Here is a 15,573-nt window from a genome sequence, read left to right on the forward strand (position 1 = left end):
TACAACTTTACTTAACTTGAGAAAGTCCGCACGTCCTGCCACGAGGGCAGGACAGGTTCGCGTCAGGCAACCAGTTTAAGCAACAGCCAGCCGGTCAGCATCGACCATGCGAGTAAGGGAACGGAGAACAGATGGAAGCGCCACCAGATGGCACGATCTTTCGCCATGCGCAGCGCAATCAGGTTGGCAAGCGAACCCGGCAGCAGGCCAAACCCACCGATATTGACCGCCCAGGCAAGGACGTCTGAAGGCGGCACTTTCTGCAAAAGCAGGATCGTGGCAGGCACATTACTGATTACCTGTGACAAGCCAATCGCCAACAGATAAAGCTCCCCTTTGGCAAGATGGGCAATCGCATCAAAATGGGCCTGCACAACAGGCAAGCGTGTCAGCAAGAACACGTCCAGGAACATGACAATGAAGACCACCAGCAGGCTCCAGTCGATATTCAGCAATACCTGGCGCGCCATAATAAAAAAGCAGACAAGAATCAGCAGTAGCGCCCAGCCGGTCAGGTGCCACTCCAGCGCGGCGATAAACAAGACGTAAAGCGCCAGACTGACGGCAAACAGTGGCTTCTGCCAGCTGTGCTGTTCTGCGTTCTCATGTTTTTCAATCGCGCGCTTGGCAAAACTAAACCAGGTGACGACCAGCAGGCTTAACAGCAGCCAGACGGCCAGCGGCGTCATTTGCCAGATAAAACCGACTACACTCAGCGAGCCGTGGCTCCACAGCAAAATATTCTGCGGATTGCCCACCGGCGTCAGCAACGAACCGGCATTTACGGCCAGCGCTTCGAAGATGATTAAGCGGGAAATCGGTAAATGGGAAAACTTGCGCAATGTCAGCGTCAGCGGCACCAGAATAAACAGGGCCACATCGTTGGTTAAGAAGGTCGAGAGCACCGCCGCCGCCAGCACCATAAACAGGGCCAGCGTGCGCTCATGCTTAAACCCCGCAATTAACCGACCGCCCAGAACATCAAAATACCCACTGGTTTCTAACCCCTTGGTGAGGATAAGCAGCCCACTCAGGGTGATGATGGTGTGCCAGTCCACTGCGGCAGGCAGATCCGCCCAGTGGTAATGAGCAAGAAACAGCAGAACAACCCCAACAACGACTAACAAGTGCAATATATGGTCATGCAGAAATGAGCGAAGCACAATGGGCATGATGTCCGGCGCCTTAACTGAGGATTAATTGTTTTGGTAAAATTTCTGGAATACGGCCAGGGTTTCATCACTGACGTGATGTTCGATGCCTTCAGAATCGCGGCGTGCCGTTTCCGGACTAATGCCAAGCGCTAACAGGAAGGTTTCAACGATGTGATGGCGGGCGCGGCTCTCTTCAGCCAGCTTTTCCCCTTCACGCGTCAAAAAGACGCCGCGATAAGGCACCTGCTCGACCAGGCCGGCAGTTCCTAACCGCTTTAACATTTTGGCGACGGTCGGTTGCGAAACCCCCAAACGCGCGGCCATGTCGACCTGGCGCGCCTCGCCAAACTCACCAATCAAATCAGAGATTAGCTCAACATAGTCATCAATCAGTTCACGACGATGCGCTTCGCGCACCTGCCGAAAACCTTCGACATGCTCTTCAATATCTTTTAGTGGTCCTTGCGGGGCAGAAACCACGCTTTTGGCACGACGACTCATTCAGCTTCCTCTTTATTTTTTCCACACCAGCCCTTCCGTGTGGATTTAGCTGCGCTCATTGTAAACCAGGCGCAAATAAGCTCAAATTTTTCGTCGTTAGCCTTGGCTAAACGGTATAGCCAGTGCTATATTTGTCGATAATGTAAACAGAGTGATGTATTAAAGCACGATCTCTGCTTACCGTTGCGTTAAATTTTATGGGAGGTGATGCTATGAGCACTCTGAAAAGCTGTATCGACTGCAGCAAATGCTTCCAGGCCGAAAAAACAACATCAGGAAAATCCTGGTGGTGCCTGCTGACGCGCTCCCCTTTTACGCTGCGCCTCATGCTTATTGAGCGTCTGCTGGGCCAGCAGCCGGAAACGCGCTACTGCCAAAAACTGATCTGGCGCGGCTGAATCCGTTTTCACATTCAGATTCATTACCCACGCGCGGTCTGTTTTCCTTTCCTCGCCGCGCGCCTGCATTGATCCACGCTTCTGATCCGGTCACCTGTGCCCTGCGCTTAGCGCTGTTCCTGTAAAGGTAAGCGTCAAAATACAGCCGCTGTGTAAGGCGCCCTTCTTTTGTTCTGTCCGGGCCTGAAAAAAGGCTTCCAGCCAGGGAAGTCCAAGGCGCGGGTTAATGTCAGAACGCAATGCGGCGCGGAGAAGACAGATACAGTGACAGTCGCGGTGGCAAAGACAAAGACAAAGACAAAGGCAGGTTATTAGCGCGGGTTTTTGTTACCAATAAAAACGGCCCTGAAGAGGGCCGTTTTTTTAATCTAGACTAAGCTCGCTTAGAAGCTGTAGCCTACGCCAGCAATCCAGGTGCCAACGTCAACGCTACGGATGCGGCTCTGCTCATAGCCAACGTCCAGTGCAACGTTTTCCATTGGGTTGAACTGCATACCTGCGCCGTAAGAGAAACCGTAGTCGCTGGTGTCAGCTTTGTCGCGTGAAGTGGTGTCGTTAGCCTGGTATTTGCCGTAGCCAACACCAACCACACCATAGATGCTTGCCCAGTCATTCAGACGGAATGCTGGACCACCGGTGATACCGTAGTACTGGCCTTTATTATAAATGCCGTCTTCGGTACGATCTTTCTCGGTGTAAGTGAATGAGCCGATCCAACCCAGTGGGTTAGAACCGTCTTCATAGCGATATTTCAGGTTGAAGCCGTTTGCTTTGTTAGCAACGCCCTGGTAGTCGCTCTGTGCGTAGCCACCGGTTACGGTGCTCTGTGCCATGGCGGAACCTGTTGCGACTGCTAACACACAGGCTAATGCTGAAAGACATGCAATTTTTTTCATAACCACCTCAAATGTGAAAGTACTTCTCTCCTGACAACGCTAAAAATATAACAAAAAATAGCGAGAAACTCTGCCCGCATTTTGTTGTCTAACACAGTGTTTGGTGTAACAGAAAGTTAATGGAGTTTCCTATGTCATTCATTTTTCTTATAAAAATCGTCATATCCTTGCAATAATGACCCCAAACAAATTTTCATTCTTTAAGTAAATTCCTAAAAAAACCTGACATTAATTTACTTTCCAGCCGGAAAAACTGCTTAAAAAGCAGGCAAACAGACAAAATTAAAATCAGTTTACGTCCCCTTTTTGACCAACATTTCCTTTACACTGGTCATCTTGTTAGCTCATTGACTGGGAAGTATCAACAGGATGTCAGTTTCGCCACTCAAATCGCTCACGCCAGCTTTACTCCCTGTCGTCGTGTTACTTATCTCCATGTTGTCGCTTCAGGGCGGCGCCTCACTGGCAAAAACACTTTTTCCCACCGTGGGTGCCACCGGCATCACCGCATTGCGCCTGGGCTTTGGCACCGTCATCCTTTGCCTCATCTTCAAGCCCTGGCGACTGCGTTTTCGTCCTGAACAGCGCATGCCGCTGATTATTTATGGCTTAGCATTGGGTACGATGAACTTTTTATTTTACCTGTCTATTCGGACGGTACCGCTTGGCATCGCGGTCGGGCTGGAGTTTGTTGGCCCGCTTACGCTTGCGCTGCTCGGCTCACGTCGGCCACTCGATTTTCTTTGGGTCATACTGGCGGTCATTGGGCTGTGGTTTTTACTGCCGTTCAGTACCGGTATTACCTCCGTCGATCCGATAGGTGCACTATTTGCGCTCGGTGCCGGTGTCTGTTGGGCAGTGTATATTCTGTCAGGGCAGCGCGCGGGCGCTGAGCACGGCGCGGCAACGGTCGCCATCGGCTCCCTGATCGCTTCGCTGATTTTTGTTCCCGTAGGGCTGACGTTTGCCGCAAGCGGCATCTGGCAATGGAGCGTCGTGCCGGTTGCCATTTTAGTGGCCTTTCTTTCAACGGCGCTTCCCTATTCACTGGAAATGATGGCACTGACCCGTTTACCTGCGCGCATTTTTGGTACGCTGATGAGCCTTGAGCCTGCGGTGGCGGCACTGTCTGGCATGCTTTATCTGGATGAGAGCCTTTCCGGCGTGCAGTGTCTGGCGCTGCTGGCGATTATCCTGGCCTCGTCCGGCGCGACCCTGACCATGCGTCCCAGAAAGCGCCAGTTAAATGCAATAGAATTATCTGATAATAAAAAGAAATAACAGGTTTCCGCCTGCTGAAAGGCAGGCTAAATAACAATAACTCTCATGCTGATAATTATTTCAGTTAATGTGTAATAGAAAGTTAATATTTAATACAGGTAAAAATCATTCTATTGAATTTTTATTTAACCTTATGTATTTAAAGTGCTTTATGAAATTTTAATTTTAACAATTTATTAACTATTTCATCCGCGCACCCACGCACGCTAAGGTGAATGCTATTTCATCCATTGATTAAGCCAATCCTGCAAGGCGGCAAATCGCTGCTATACTTAGTTTCGTACTTGATTAGGACAACCATTGAAAGAGAGGACTGAAACAATGAGTACCGCTAAACTGGTTAAAACAAAATCTTCTGATCTACTTTATACCCGTAATGACGTGGCAGATGACGAAAAGCGCGCCACCATTGAGGTGCTCAATCGCCTGGTCGTGGAGTTCATCGATCTGTCCCTGATAACTAAGCAAGCGCACTGGAACATGCGCGGCGCGAACTTCATCGGTGTGCACGAAATGCTGGACGGTTTCCGTACCACCATCACCGACCATCAGGACACCATCGCGGAACGCGTGGTGCAACTGGGTGGTGTAGCACTGGGTACCACTCAGGTCGTCAACGATAAAACGCCACTGAAAAGCTATCCGCTGAATATCCACAGCGTACAGGATCATCTGAAAGCGCTGGCCGACCGTTATGCTGTGGTGGCTAACGATACGCGCAAAGCAATTTCTGAAGTGAAAGATGAAGATACCGCCGATATCTTTACCGCGGCTTCTCGCGACCTGGATAAATTCCTGTGGTTCATTGAGTCTAATATCGAATAACGGTCTTACAGACTATTACCAGGCGGGGAAACCCGCCTTTTTTACGTCTGCGTTACTATAATTTATGACTTTGTTAACATTTCTGACGCTGCGCCCTTCCCGTTTTCGCCTTCTGATGCACACTACTCCTGCACCACTTTAGCGCTTCGCACCAAGATGGTGCCACCATAATGGTGCATCGGCGCGACAGGTTGCAGAATCGTGTCAGCGATGATCTCCTGATCATTATATTTTTTACATTTTGAAAAGTTGGCATACTTTTTTCATATGAAAGCCCGCAAATGATAGCTCGCAAACCCGGGCCCGGTGCCCGGTCGCAATAAGGAAAAATGATGAAATCGCTATTTAACATCTCTGTGGCCGCGTTGGCGCTGGCCTTCTCTCTCTCCACTACCGCAGCAGAAAAGAAACTGATCGTCGCCACCGATACAGCTTTTGTCCCATTTGAATTCAAACAAGGGGACAAATATGTCGGCTTTGACGTGGATTTATGGGATGCCATTGCGAAGGAACTGAAACTGGATTACACCCTGAAGCCGATGGACTTCAGCGGCATCATCCCTGCCCTTCAGACGCACAACGTTGATGTGGCACTGGCCGGCATTACCATTACTGACGAGCGCAAGAAAGCCATTGAGTTCTCTGATGGCTACTACAAAAGCGGTCTGCTGGTCATGGTGCGTAACAACGAGAAAGACATCAAAGGCATTGACGATCTGAACGGCAAAGTGGTGGCGGTGAAGAGCGGCACAGGTTCCGTAGATTATGCGAAGGCGCACATTAAAACGAAAGATTTGCGCCAGTTCCCGAATATCGATAACGCTTACATGGAACTGGGCACCAACCGCGCTGACGCAGTGTTGCACGATACGCCCAATATCCTCTATTTCATCAACACCGCAGGTAAAGGCCGTTTCAAAGCTGTAGGTGATTCTATTGAAGCCCAGCAGTACGGCATTGCGTTCCCGAAAGGCAGTGATGAACTGCGTGAAAAAGTGAACGGGGCGCTGAAAACGCTTAAAGAGAACGGTACCTACAATCAACTCTATAAAAAGTGGTTCGGAACTGAACCGAAATAATCACTGAGCCCGTTTTTTATTTTTCAGCAGGGACCCTGTCCCTGCTTTTTTCCATCGCAACAACAGCGGAGTTTCACCATGGATTTTGACTGGAGCGTCATCTGGCCAGCCATGCCCGCGCTACTCGAAGGCGCAAAACTGACCTTAATTATTTCCATTATTGGCCTGGTCGGTGGATTGATCATCGGCCTGGTCGCGGGTTTTGCCCGCGCATACGGTGGCTGGCTGAGCAATAATATCGCCCTGGTTTTTATTGAAATCATTCGCGGTACGCCCATCGTCGTGCAGGTTATGTTCATCTATTTTGCCCTGCCTATGGCGTTCCCGGATTTACGCATCGATCCGTTCACCGCCGCGGTGGTAACCATTATGATTAACTCGGGTGCCTATATTGCGGAAATTACCCGCGGTGCGGTTCTGTCCATTAACAAAGGCTTTCGCGAGGCCGGGCTGGCTTTGGGCCTGTCAGGCCGCGAAACCCTGCGCTACGTCATCATGCCGCTGGCGCTGCGTCGTATGCTGCCCCCGCTGGGCAATCAGTGGATTGTCAGCATTAAGGACACCTCGCTGTTTATTGTGATCGGTGTGGCCGAACTGACCCGCCAGGGACAGGAAATTATTGCCGGTAACTTCCGCGCGCTGGAAATCTGGAGCGCAGTGGCCGTTATTTATCTTGTGATTACGTTGGTGTTGAGCTTTGTGCTGCGCCGTATTGAGAAAAGGGTGAAAATCCTGTGATTGAATTTAAAAACGTCTCAAAGCATTTTGGCCAAACCCAGGTGCTGCACAATATCGACCTGAAGATTAATCAGGGTGAAGTCGTCGTGATTATCGGCCCCTCCGGTTCGGGTAAATCGACGCTGCTGCGTTGCATCAACAAGCTGGAAGAGATCACCAGCGGCGAACTGATCGTCGATGGCCTGAACGTTAACGATCCCAAAGTAGACGATCGCCTTATTCGTCAGGAAGCCGGCATGGTGTTTCAGCAGTTCCACCTTTTCCCGCAGATGAGTGCGCTCGATAACGTGGCTTTTGGCCCGATTCGCGTTCGCGGTGCCAGCAAAGAAGACGCACGAAAACTGGCCCATAGCCTGCTGGCGAAAGTGGGCCTGGCCGAGCGCGCCAACCATTTCCCTTCTGAGCTTTCGGGTGGGCAGCAACAGCGCGTGGCGATTGCCCGGGCACTGGCGGTGAAACCCAAAATGATGCTGTTTGATGAGCCCACCTCCGCGCTGGACCCAGAACTGCGTCACGAAGTGCTGAAAGTCATGCAGGATCTGGCTGAAGAAGGCATGACAATGGTTATCGTCACACACGAAGTGGGTTTTGCCCAGAAAGTGGCGTCGCGCCTGATCTTTATTGATAAAGGCCGTATTGCCGAAGACGGCGATCCGGACCGTCTGATCAGTGATCCGCCCAGCGAACGTCTGCGCGAATTTTTACAGCACGTTTCCTGAGTGCGAACGGGCCGGCAGGCGGCCCGTTTTTCTCTGGCGACGCCACACGATGATGCGGCGAACTGACGCAAGCGCCTGCGTTAGCGGGACAATCGCTGCGCGCGTTGGGCGGCGGACATAAAGCTCCATGCCAGGAACCGGCTCTGCTTCTGCCCCTGCGCCATATTGACCACACGTACCACCTGGGTATCCAGCGCCTTCAGCTGTTTCTCCAGCGCGGGTAAATGCTCTTTGCGTGATACCAGCGACGTAAACCAGACGACCTGCTGAGCCAGACTGGCGCTTTCAGCGATCATTTTCCCGACAAAGCCCTTTTCTCCCCCTTCGCACCACAATTCATTGTGCTGGCCGCCAAAATTCAGCGGTGCAGCCGGTGCCAGTCCCAGGTTGCGCGTTTTGCGCTGTGAACCGGCCGCCGCCTCTGCCGCAGAAGCGTGAAAAGGCGGATTGCAGATGACCGCATGGAAGTTTTCATTCTTATTCACCACGCCATTCAGCACCACGGCGGGATTTTTTTGCCGACGCAGGCGGATCAGGCGTTGCATGCCCGGGTTCGCCGCGACAATTTTTGTCGCCGTTTTTAGTGCCGCGTCATCAATATCCGTACCGGTAAAACGCCAGCCATATTCCGCCGCGCCGATCAGGGGATAAATACAGTTCGCCCCGCAGCCAATATCCAGGATGTCCGCCGGCGGGATCCTGCCCTGGTTGTCCAGTGCCAGTAAATCGGCCAGGTAGTGAAGATAGTCAGCGCGCCCAGGCACGGGCGGGCACAACGAACCAGGCGCCAGTTGCCAGTCAAGGCCGTAGAACCGTTTAAGCAGCGCCTGATTCAACAGCATGACCGCTTCAGGATCGGCAAAGTCCACCGACATGACGCCATAGCCGTTGGGCCGGACTTTTTCTGCCAGCGGCGGGTGCGCTGCCGTCAGCGCGGCAAAATCATATTCACCCTGGTGGCGGTTACGGGCATGGAAAGGGGACGGGCTGGCAGATTTTTTCATACGTTCTCTCATATTTTCAGGCGCGCGTACAATACGCTGTGGCGGGCAGAAAATAAACCGCATTCTCGGTCAGAGCGGCCAGCAGGCCGACGTTGCGGACGTGCGAAATCGCGAGGGTACGGCGTCGTTGCAGGAAAGCGAGGTGAGCAAAAAAGCAAAATGCGCCCCGCCAGCAACAATGCTGGCCGGGCGTTAAGTCTGCGGGATTATTTAAAATCGACGCGCATTAAATCCTGAATCGGCATGCCCCGGGTGGTTTCAACACAGCGGTCAATATAGCTGGTGAATCCTGGCGGTGAGCTCATGCCCAGACGCAGTAATTTGTCGTTAGAGAACACTACATTCAGACGGGCGAACTCGCCGTAAAGACGCATTGCGCGCAACATCAGACGTTCGTTGCAGGGTCCGTAGATCTTTTTAAAGTTCTTACGCTCTTTAACGATTTCGCTGAAATCAACCTGCAGATAATTCGGTGCCAACGGGGCACTTTTTTCTGCACTGGCAAAAGCCGAATCAATTTCAGAGAAGGTATTACTGCTGCGCTCGCCGGCAGAGATGTGATAAACCATCTCCTCGGTGCAGCCATGATCCATCAGGAACACCAGCGATTTGGCACAGTAGTCTACCGGGATGACATCAACACGGTCATCGAGTGAGCAGAGGAATTTCTCCAGCTTCATGACCATTTTAAACACCCAGAAGATGCTGCCTGACGGCGTGCATCCTTCCTGAGAGTGGCCCACCACAATGGACGGACGCGCGATGACCAGTGGCAGATGCGGCAATTCCTGTTTGATCTTATTTTCGATATACGACTTGGAATAGGTGTAATCGACAATGTGATCTTCGCGTGAAGACAGCACCAGATCTTCTTTTACAATCTCACCGTGATCCGGGGCAGACGACATCGCCGTGCCGACGTGGACGAATTTAACAAATTCAGGCAAGGCTGCCATTCTGGCGGCCAGTTTAAACGTCCCTTCCACGTTGACGCGCCAGATATCGTTATTCTCACCAAATGACGCAATCGCTGCGCAGTTGATAACGTGGCTGATCTGATCGATGCGCGCATCATCCAGGAAAAGCTCCGGGGCCAGTAAATCGCCGACCAGAATCTGATCTGCTGTCAGGCGCGCAATCGCCTGCGCCGAACATGAAAACTTGGTTAAATTATCTTTAACCCTCTCCAGTCCCTGGTTAGCATCGCTGGCTCTGACGAGCAGCAATAACTCAACATCCTGGCGCATCAGCAATTCTGCCACGACTGCACCACCAACGAATCCAGAAGATCCTGTAACAAGAATTTTTTTCATATTCGACCACGAGAACAATTGATGAGATTGCATAATGCCTCAGTTTCGTTAAACAAATACGAAACTTTCATTAGCACAAAATGTATAAAATGATTCCGTTTAACTTTCGTTTACTTTTTAAACACATCTTTTCGCGGATTGCTCATCAAATAAATAGTTAATCTTTTGATATTTATCGTTATTAATGCTGTAGTACAGAACATTCCCTCCTGTCGCTGAACCAGACTAATCTGGTTAACAATGCGCAAAAAAGCGGCGCGGCTCTGACGGTTTAACGCATGGCGGACAGGCCAGGCTAGACTCTTTTTTTATCCAGGAGATGACGATGCATAAACGCTATTCCTATCAGCCCCGCGCCGGACACGGTTTGCCTCACGATCCACTGAATGCCATCATTGGCCCACGTCCAATAGGCTGGATCAGCAGCACCAGCGCCAAAGGCGTGCGCAACCTTGCGCCCTACAGTTTTTTTAACTGTTTCAATTACCAGCCGCCCATTATTGGCTTCGCCAGCAGCGGCTGGAAAGACAGTGTGCAAAACATCGCTGAAACAAAAGAATTTGTCTGGAATCTGGCGACCCGACCGCTGGCGGAGGCCATGAATGAAAGCTCAATTTCTGCCCCAGCCGATCAGGACGAGTTTGCCCTGGCAGGCTTAACCCCTCTGGCCGCCTCGCAGGTCAAGGCCTGTCTGGTACAGGAAAGTCCGGTGAATTTTGAATGCAGGCTGACACAACTGATTCAGTTACAGGATGCCGGCGGGCGCGCCATCGACAGCTGGCTGGTGCTGGGCGAAGCCGTTGCCATCCATATTGACGAAAGCCTGCTGGAAAACGGTATTTATCAGACGGCGAAAGCGGAACCGATTTTACGCGCCGGTGGGCCCAGCGCGTATTATGGCATCAGTGAAGCACAGCGCTTTGACCTGGTGCGGCCCGATGCGCGCCGCAGCTAAGTCAGAGCAGTTCTGCCGAATGCGTTCGTAACGTTTTGACCGCACGGGCGATCTCAGGTGCCAGCCAGCGATCGTCCTGCCAGCGGGTAACGACTTCGCGCAGTTGCCGCCAGGCGCGTCGCGTGCCGCTGGCCAGTTGTGCCTCACCGTGGAACTCCAGCGCCTGTGCGGCCAGCAGGTATTCAATCGCCAGAACCTGATAGACGTTATTGACGAGCCTGAGCAATTTTAGCGCCGCGCCGGTACCCAGACTGAGGTGATCTTCCTGCAGTCCGGAAGTCATATAATTATCCAGTACCGCGGGCTGGGCCAGTTGGCGGTTTTCAGCGCACAATGAGGCCGCCACATATTGCGCAATCATCATGCCGGAATTCACGCCAGGCTGCGCGACCAGAAAAGGCGGTAAGCCACTGACCAGCGGGTTCACCAGCCTGTCCAGACGCCGTTCTGCAATACTGCCCAGTTCCGCCAGTGCAATCGCCAGCAGATCACAGGCCATCGCCACCGATTCGCCATGAGGATGGGCTTGTGACACCACGCGCCAGGCCTGCGGCGTACCCAGCACTAATGGATTATCGGTACAGGCATTCAGTTCGATGGCGATCTGGCGAGCAGCGTGATCAAACTGATCGCGGCAGGCACCGTGCACCTGTGGCATCGACCGCAGGCTTAGTGCATCCTGCGTGCGAATGCCACTACTCACCTTTAATAATGGGCTGTCACAGAGTAACCGCCGAAGCCGTTGGCCGCTGCGCTGAATACCCGGACTGGCTTTCAGCGCCAGCACGTCTTCATCGAAGGCGACCACCTGACCGCGTAACGCCTCAAAACTCATCGCGCCGGTTACATCAGCCCAGTCCAGTAACCGCTGCGCATCATCCAGTGCCAGGCAGGCCAGTCCGGTCATGCACGGTGTGCCGTTAACCAGACTCAACCCCTCTTTTGCACCTGGCCGTAACGGCACTAAACCATGACGCGCCAGCGCCTGCGAGGCGGGCATGATCTGCCCGTCGCACTCAGCATCTCCTACGCCAATCAACGTCAGGCTGATATGCGCCATATGAGTCAGGTAACCCACCGATCCCTGCGAAGGCACCTGCGGCGTAATATGCAGATTCAGCAGCGCCAGCAGGTGTTCAACCAGCGCGACCGAAACGCCGGATTTGCCGTGACTGTAGTTGGCAATCGCGACGCAGAGGATGGCGCGTACCTCCTGCTTCGTCAGCAATGGCCCGACGCCGCAGGCATGACTTAACAACGTATTGCGCGACAGCTGGCTGAGTTCTTCTTCCGCCAGCACGATATTGCAGAGTGCACCCAGCCCGGTGTTAATGCCGTAGGCAATCTGACCACTCGCCACGATGTGCGTCACTATCTCACGTCCCCGCGCAATGCGCTGCCAGGCCGCATCACTCAGTACCAGTTCCGCATCATGACGGGCAACCTCAACGACCTCCTGCCACGTTAAGGCCGTATCGCCCCAGACAACGCGCCGCATTACACCGGCTCCGCTGCATGGTGGCTGGAAATAAACTGCCTGAAACGGGCGGAGCCGCCTTCGCCAAACATCTCAGCAGGCGTTCCCTGACAGTCAATGGTGCCCTGATGCATAAACACCACACGGTTCGAGACATGACGGGCGAAGCCCATTTCATGTGTAACCACCAGCATGGTGCGCCCCTCTTCAGCCAGACTGCGCATTACCTTCAACACCTCACCGACCAGTTCAGGATCCAGTGCCGAGGTAGGCTCGTCGAACAGCATCACTTCCGGATCCATGGCCAGCGCGCGGGCAATCGCGACGCGCTGCTGCTGACCACCAGACAACTGCGCTGGATAAAAACTTTTACGATTGAGCAGGCCGACACGATCCAGCAACTGCTCAGCCTGAGCGATACAGGTTTGCTTATCACGTTTTAAGACGTAATGCGGCCCCTCGATTACGTTTTGCAGTACCGTCATATGGGACCAGAGGTTAAAGCTCTGAAACACCATACCCAACCGTGAGCGTAGCCGCTCAATCTGTTTGGGGTTGGCTGCCAGTTGATGGCCGCGGGCGTGACGCTTCATCTCAATCGTTTCACCGCCGACGCTGACCACGCCGGCATCTGGCGTTTCAAGTAAATTGATGCAGCGTAACAGCGTACTTTTGCCCGAGCCGCTGGCACCGAGAATGGAAATCACATCCCCTTTATGGGCCTGGAGTGAAATGCCTTTCAGGACCTCCATCGCACCAAATGATTTACGAATATCGCTGGCGGACAGCGTCACTGCGGGTAAATCCTGCATTTTACTCTCCTCCCGTCATGGGTTTAACGGCCGCTAATGGCGCTTTTTCAGGCTGATGGACCGGTGTCAGTCGGCGCTCCAGCAGGGCATACAACTGGATAATAATGAAGTTGAGAAGCAGATAGATGGCTGCCGCACAGAGAAACACTTCCATCGTGCGGTAGGTCCGCTGGATAGTCTGTTGCGCCACGCCTGTGACGTCCCAGACGGTCACCAGGCTGGCGAGCGCGGTGGATTTCACCAACAGAATCGCTTCCGTTGAATAGGCTGGCAAAGCATAGCGCAGCATGACCGGGGCAATAATGCGCCGCAGCAGCAAGCCCCGCGACATGCCGCAGGCAATACCGGCTTCCACCTGTCCCACCGGTACGGCCAGCAGCGCCCCGCGCAGAATCTCTGCGGTGTAAGCGGCGGTACACAGCGACAGCGCCAGCACGGCGCAGCTGAACGGTTCACGTAAAAAGGGCCAGAAAATACTGTGGCGAATCACACCAAACTGTCCCAGACCGTAATAAATCAAGAACAGCTGGATCATCAGAGGCGACCCCCGGAACACCAGAATATAGCCGCGGGCAAAACCGCTCACCAGGCGCCAGCGGCTCAGGCGCAGCGCCAGAATCCCTATCGCCAGCAGCCCGCCGCACAGGAATGAACAGATAAACAGGCCGAGCGTAACCGGCAGTGCGGCGCTCAGTTTCAGGAACGTATCCGTAAGAAAAGCAAAATCGATCATGATGCGGTTCCTTAATGCTGTGCCGCGGTCCGGCTCTGCCAGGCCCGGCCCAGTCGGGCTTCCGCGCGCAGAAACGCCCGATTCGACAGAACGGTTAACAACAGATAGCATCCCCCGCCGATCATATAGAAGGTGAAATAGTCCCGCGTTGAACCTGCGGCAATCTGGCTGGCGCGCATCAATTCTACAATGCCCGTAACTGAAACCAGCGCTGAATCCTTCAGGCTCATCTGCCAGACATTTGAGAGACCTGGCAGCGCATACCGCGCCACCTGAGGCAACAGAATACGCTGGCGAATACGCCAGCGTGACATGCCGATCGCCAGCGCGGCTTCTACCTCGCCATGGGCAAGCGCCAGCCGGGCGGCACGGTAAACTTCAGCCTGATACGATCCTGAAATCAGGCCGATCGCTAGCGCCCCGATCAGAAATGGCGGCGCTTCGATGAATCCCTCTGCACCAAATAACTGTCCGATCTGGGTGATCAGGCCTGCGCCCCCGAAGTAGAACAGGTAGATCACCAGCAACTCAGGAATGCCACGAAAAATTACCGAGTAACCTTCACCCAGCCAGCGCAGCGGGCGGTGAGCGGATAACTTAGCGGCCGCAATGCCTGAGCCCACGACGGCACCGACCAGTAATGCGACCAGCGACAGCAGTAAGGTGGTGAGCGTGGCAGACAAAATCAACCGCCCCCAACCATCGGCACCCAATCCCAGCAGGCTCATCATGCTCCACCCCACTTATGGCGTAACGTCAGTTTTAAACCATTTTTCACTGAGTTCTTTTACCGTGCCGTCAGCGAGTGCAGCCTTGATGGCCTCATCGAGTTTGGCTTTCAGATCGTTATCTGCCATCCGCACGCCCAGGGCTTCACCTTCTCCCCAGACAGGCCCACCCAGTTGCGGTCCGCTGAAGGTCAGGTTGCTGTTGTCTTTACGTGCCAGCATTGATTTGGCAAACGTCACATCATCAAATACCGCATCGATGCGTCCGGCCTGCAGATCGAGGATGGCATCGGCGGAGGTGGTGTACTCACGTACGTCGGCAATGCCTTTGAAATATTTATCGATAAACGGCGTATAGACCGTGCCGGAGGCAATGCCGATAGTTTTTCCTTTCAACGCGGCTTTCATCGGTGCCAGCGCGGCGTCGATCGCTTTTTCGTCGTCATTCAACTTAATCACGCCTTTGCCGGGCGGCAGCAGCGTGCCTTTCACCGCAATGAAAGTGGCGGGCGTGGAGGCATAAGGAATCGTGAAATTCACGACTTTTTTACGTTCCGGGGTAATGACGATGGCATCCATAATGACGTCGTATTTTCCGGCATTCAGCCCGGCAATCATGCCATCCCAGTTCTGAACCACCAGTTTGCATTCCATCCCCATGCGTTTACACAGATTCGCCATGAGCTCTGGTTCAAAACCGCCTAATTTGCCGCCTGGCAAGGTCAGGTTCCAGGGCTCGTAACTGCCCTCTGTGGCAATCGTGATGGATTTCCACTCTTTCGCCTGTACTGCAACGGTGCTGACAAGCAGGCTGGAAAACAACGTCGAAAGGCAAAAACGGCGAAACGTTACGGGGTGCTTCATTCGGCTTCTCCTGGATTAAAAAGGCGTTTTAAGCGTGTCGCTGTTGTTATTAACAAAAATCTCACAAAATGATGAATCATGTATATACAAGCAAGC

General features: G+C 53.2%; 17 protein-coding genes. 7 read left to right on the plus strand and 10 right to left on the minus strand.

Going from position 1 to position 15,573, the window contains the following annotated elements:
- Positions 1-62: 62 nt before the first annotated feature.
- Both C1N58_RS11220 and mntR read right to left on the minus strand, forming a co-directional pair.
- Complete coding sequence (locus tag C1N58_RS11220; protein ID WP_054634256.1) at positions 63-1,172, minus strand: SLC13 family permease; 1,110 nt, start codon at positions 1,170-1,172, stop codon at positions 63-65.
- Between the two features lie 24 nt (positions 1,173-1,196).
- Positions 1,197-1,655 (minus strand): manganese-binding transcriptional regulator MntR, encoded by a 459-nt coding sequence (mntR, locus tag C1N58_RS11225; RefSeq protein WP_033737682.1) that lies wholly within the window; start codon positions 1,653-1,655, stop codon positions 1,197-1,199.
- Positions 1,656-1,867: 212 nt separating this feature from the next.
- On the opposite strand from mntR, the gene C1N58_RS11230 reads away from it, so the two are divergent.
- Positions 1,868-2,053 carry a hypothetical protein gene (locus C1N58_RS11230; RefSeq protein ID WP_033737683.1) on the plus strand — a complete coding sequence of 62 codons (186 nt, stop codon included), beginning with the start codon at positions 1,868-1,870 and terminating at the stop codon, positions 2,051-2,053.
- A 383-nt stretch (positions 2,054-2,436) separates the two neighbouring features.
- Here C1N58_RS11230 and ompX read toward each other — a convergent pair whose 3' ends face one another.
- On the minus strand, positions 2,437-2,949 hold the full coding sequence (gene ompX / locus C1N58_RS11235; protein WP_033737684.1) for an outer membrane protein OmpX: 513 nt from the start codon (positions 2,947-2,949) through the stop codon (positions 2,437-2,439).
- 369 nt (positions 2,950-3,318) lie between these two features.
- Here ompX and rhtA point away from each other — a divergent pair, with 369 nt between their 5' ends.
- The 5 genes from rhtA (at position 3,319) to glnQ (ending at position 7,591) form a co-directional block, all read left to right on the plus strand.
- On the plus strand, positions 3,319-4,230 hold the full coding sequence (rhtA, locus tag C1N58_RS11240) for a threonine/homoserine exporter RhtA (RefSeq protein WP_039341426.1): 912 nt from the start codon (positions 3,319-3,321) through the stop codon (positions 4,228-4,230).
- 321 nt (positions 4,231-4,551) lie between these two features.
- Positions 4,552-5,055, plus strand: a complete 504-nt coding sequence (dps, locus tag C1N58_RS11245; RefSeq protein ID WP_033737686.1) for a DNA starvation/stationary phase protection protein Dps — start codon at positions 4,552-4,554, stop codon at positions 5,053-5,055.
- 332 nt (positions 5,056-5,387) lie between these two features.
- Entirely contained in the window at positions 5,388-6,134 is a 747-nt protein-coding gene (gene glnH, locus C1N58_RS11250) for a glutamine ABC transporter substrate-binding protein GlnH (protein WP_262960090.1), read from the plus strand.
- A gap of 78 nt (positions 6,135-6,212) precedes the next feature.
- A complete protein-coding gene (glnP, locus tag C1N58_RS11255; protein WP_033737688.1) occupies positions 6,213-6,872 on the plus strand; it encodes a glutamine ABC transporter permease GlnP in 660 nt (219 codons plus the stop codon).
- A complete protein-coding gene (gene glnQ, locus C1N58_RS11260) occupies positions 6,869-7,591 on the plus strand; it encodes a glutamine ABC transporter ATP-binding protein GlnQ (protein WP_058707624.1) in 723 nt (240 codons plus the stop codon). Before glnP ends, glnQ begins: the two co-directional genes overlap by 4 nt.
- Before the next feature lie 80 nt (positions 7,592-7,671).
- Here glnQ and rlmF read toward each other — a convergent pair whose 3' ends face one another.
- Positions 7,672-8,595 (minus strand): 23S rRNA (adenine(1618)-N(6))-methyltransferase RlmF, encoded by a 924-nt coding sequence (rlmF, locus tag C1N58_RS11265; RefSeq protein WP_033737779.1) that lies wholly within the window; start codon positions 8,593-8,595, stop codon positions 7,672-7,674.
- A gap of 206 nt (positions 8,596-8,801) precedes the next feature.
- Positions 8,802-9,908: an SDR family oxidoreductase gene (locus C1N58_RS11270; protein WP_033737689.1), complete on the minus strand. Its 1,107-nt coding sequence runs from the start codon at positions 9,906-9,908 to the stop codon at positions 8,802-8,804.
- Positions 9,909-10,233: 325 nt separating this feature from the next.
- Between C1N58_RS11270 and C1N58_RS11275 the strand changes: the two genes are divergently transcribed.
- A complete protein-coding gene (locus C1N58_RS11275) occupies positions 10,234-10,863 on the plus strand; it encodes a flavin reductase family protein (protein ID WP_375093134.1) in 630 nt (209 codons plus the stop codon).
- Position 10,864: 1 nt separating this feature from the next.
- Here C1N58_RS11275 and hutH read toward each other — a convergent pair whose 3' ends face one another.
- Genes hutH through C1N58_RS11300 form a run of 5 tightly spaced genes read right to left on the minus strand, consistent with a single transcriptional unit; the run spans position 10,865 to position 15,477 of the window.
- Positions 10,865-12,361: an HAL/PAL/TAL family ammonia-lyase gene (hutH, locus tag C1N58_RS11280; protein ID WP_394549750.1), complete on the minus strand. Its 1,497-nt coding sequence runs from the start codon at positions 12,359-12,361 to the stop codon at positions 10,865-10,867.
- Positions 12,361-13,152 carry an ABC transporter ATP-binding protein gene (locus tag C1N58_RS11285; protein ID WP_054634261.1) on the minus strand — a complete coding sequence of 264 codons (792 nt, stop codon included), beginning with the start codon at positions 13,150-13,152 and terminating at the stop codon, positions 12,361-12,363. Before C1N58_RS11285 ends, hutH begins: the two co-directional genes overlap by 1 nt.
- 1 nt (position 13,153) lies before the next feature.
- A complete protein-coding gene (locus C1N58_RS11290) occupies positions 13,154-13,885 on the minus strand; it encodes an ABC transporter permease (RefSeq protein WP_394549752.1) in 732 nt (243 codons plus the stop codon).
- Positions 13,886-13,896: 11 nt separating this feature from the next.
- Positions 13,897-14,616 (minus strand): ABC transporter permease, encoded by a 720-nt coding sequence (locus C1N58_RS11295; RefSeq protein WP_394549754.1) that lies wholly within the window; start codon positions 14,614-14,616, stop codon positions 13,897-13,899.
- Between the two features lie 12 nt (positions 14,617-14,628).
- Entirely contained in the window at positions 14,629-15,477 is an 849-nt protein-coding gene (locus C1N58_RS11300) for a transporter substrate-binding domain-containing protein (RefSeq protein WP_054687959.1), read from the minus strand.
- Between the last annotated feature and the right edge of the window lie 96 nt (positions 15,478-15,573).

Source organism: Pantoea sp. SGAir0180 (assembly GCF_043546245.1).

Excerpts from the sequence above, each read along its gene's own strand:
- glnP (WP_033737688.1), top strand. The coding sequence starts at position 6,213 with ATGGATTTTGACTGGAGCGTCATCTGGCCAGCCATGCCCGCGCTACTC.
- C1N58_RS11285 (WP_054634261.1), bottom strand. The coding sequence starts at position 13,152 with ATGCAGGATTTACCCGCAGTGACGCTGTCCGCCAGCGATATTCGTAAA.
- rlmF (WP_033737779.1), bottom strand. The coding sequence starts at position 8,595 with ATGAAAAAATCTGCCAGCCCGTCCCCTTTCCATGCCCGTAACCGCCAC.
- C1N58_RS11270 (WP_033737689.1), bottom strand. The coding sequence starts at position 9,908 with ATGAAAAAAATTCTTGTTACAGGATCTTCTGGATTCGTTGGTGGTGCA.
- C1N58_RS11220 (WP_054634256.1), bottom strand. The coding sequence starts at position 1,172 with ATGCCCATTGTGCTTCGCTCATTTCTGCATGACCATATATTGCACTTG.
- dps (WP_033737686.1), top strand. The coding sequence starts at position 4,552 with ATGAGTACCGCTAAACTGGTTAAAACAAAATCTTCTGATCTACTTTAT.
- rhtA (WP_039341426.1), top strand. The coding sequence starts at position 3,319 with ATGTCAGTTTCGCCACTCAAATCGCTCACGCCAGCTTTACTCCCTGTC.
- C1N58_RS11275 (WP_375093134.1), top strand. The coding sequence starts at position 10,234 with ATGCATAAACGCTATTCCTATCAGCCCCGCGCCGGACACGGTTTGCCT.
- C1N58_RS11295 (WP_394549754.1), bottom strand. The coding sequence starts at position 14,616 with ATGATGAGCCTGCTGGGATTGGGTGCCGATGGTTGGGGGCGGTTGATT.
- mntR (WP_033737682.1), bottom strand. The coding sequence starts at position 1,655 with ATGAGTCGTCGTGCCAAAAGCGTGGTTTCTGCCCCGCAAGGACCACTA.
- glnH (WP_262960090.1), top strand. The coding sequence starts at position 5,388 with ATGAAATCGCTATTTAACATCTCTGTGGCCGCGTTGGCGCTGGCCTTC.
- C1N58_RS11290 (WP_394549752.1), bottom strand. The coding sequence starts at position 13,885 with ATGATCGATTTTGCTTTTCTTACGGATACGTTCCTGAAACTGAGCGCC.
- ompX (WP_033737684.1), bottom strand. The coding sequence starts at position 2,949 with ATGAAAAAAATTGCATGTCTTTCAGCATTAGCCTGTGTGTTAGCAGTC.
- C1N58_RS11230 (WP_033737683.1), top strand. The coding sequence starts at position 1,868 with ATGAGCACTCTGAAAAGCTGTATCGACTGCAGCAAATGCTTCCAGGCC.
- C1N58_RS11300 (WP_054687959.1), bottom strand. The coding sequence starts at position 15,477 with ATGAAGCACCCCGTAACGTTTCGCCGTTTTTGCCTTTCGACGTTGTTT.
- hutH (WP_394549750.1), bottom strand. The coding sequence starts at position 12,361 with ATGCGGCGCGTTGTCTGGGGCGATACGGCCTTAACGTGGCAGGAGGTC.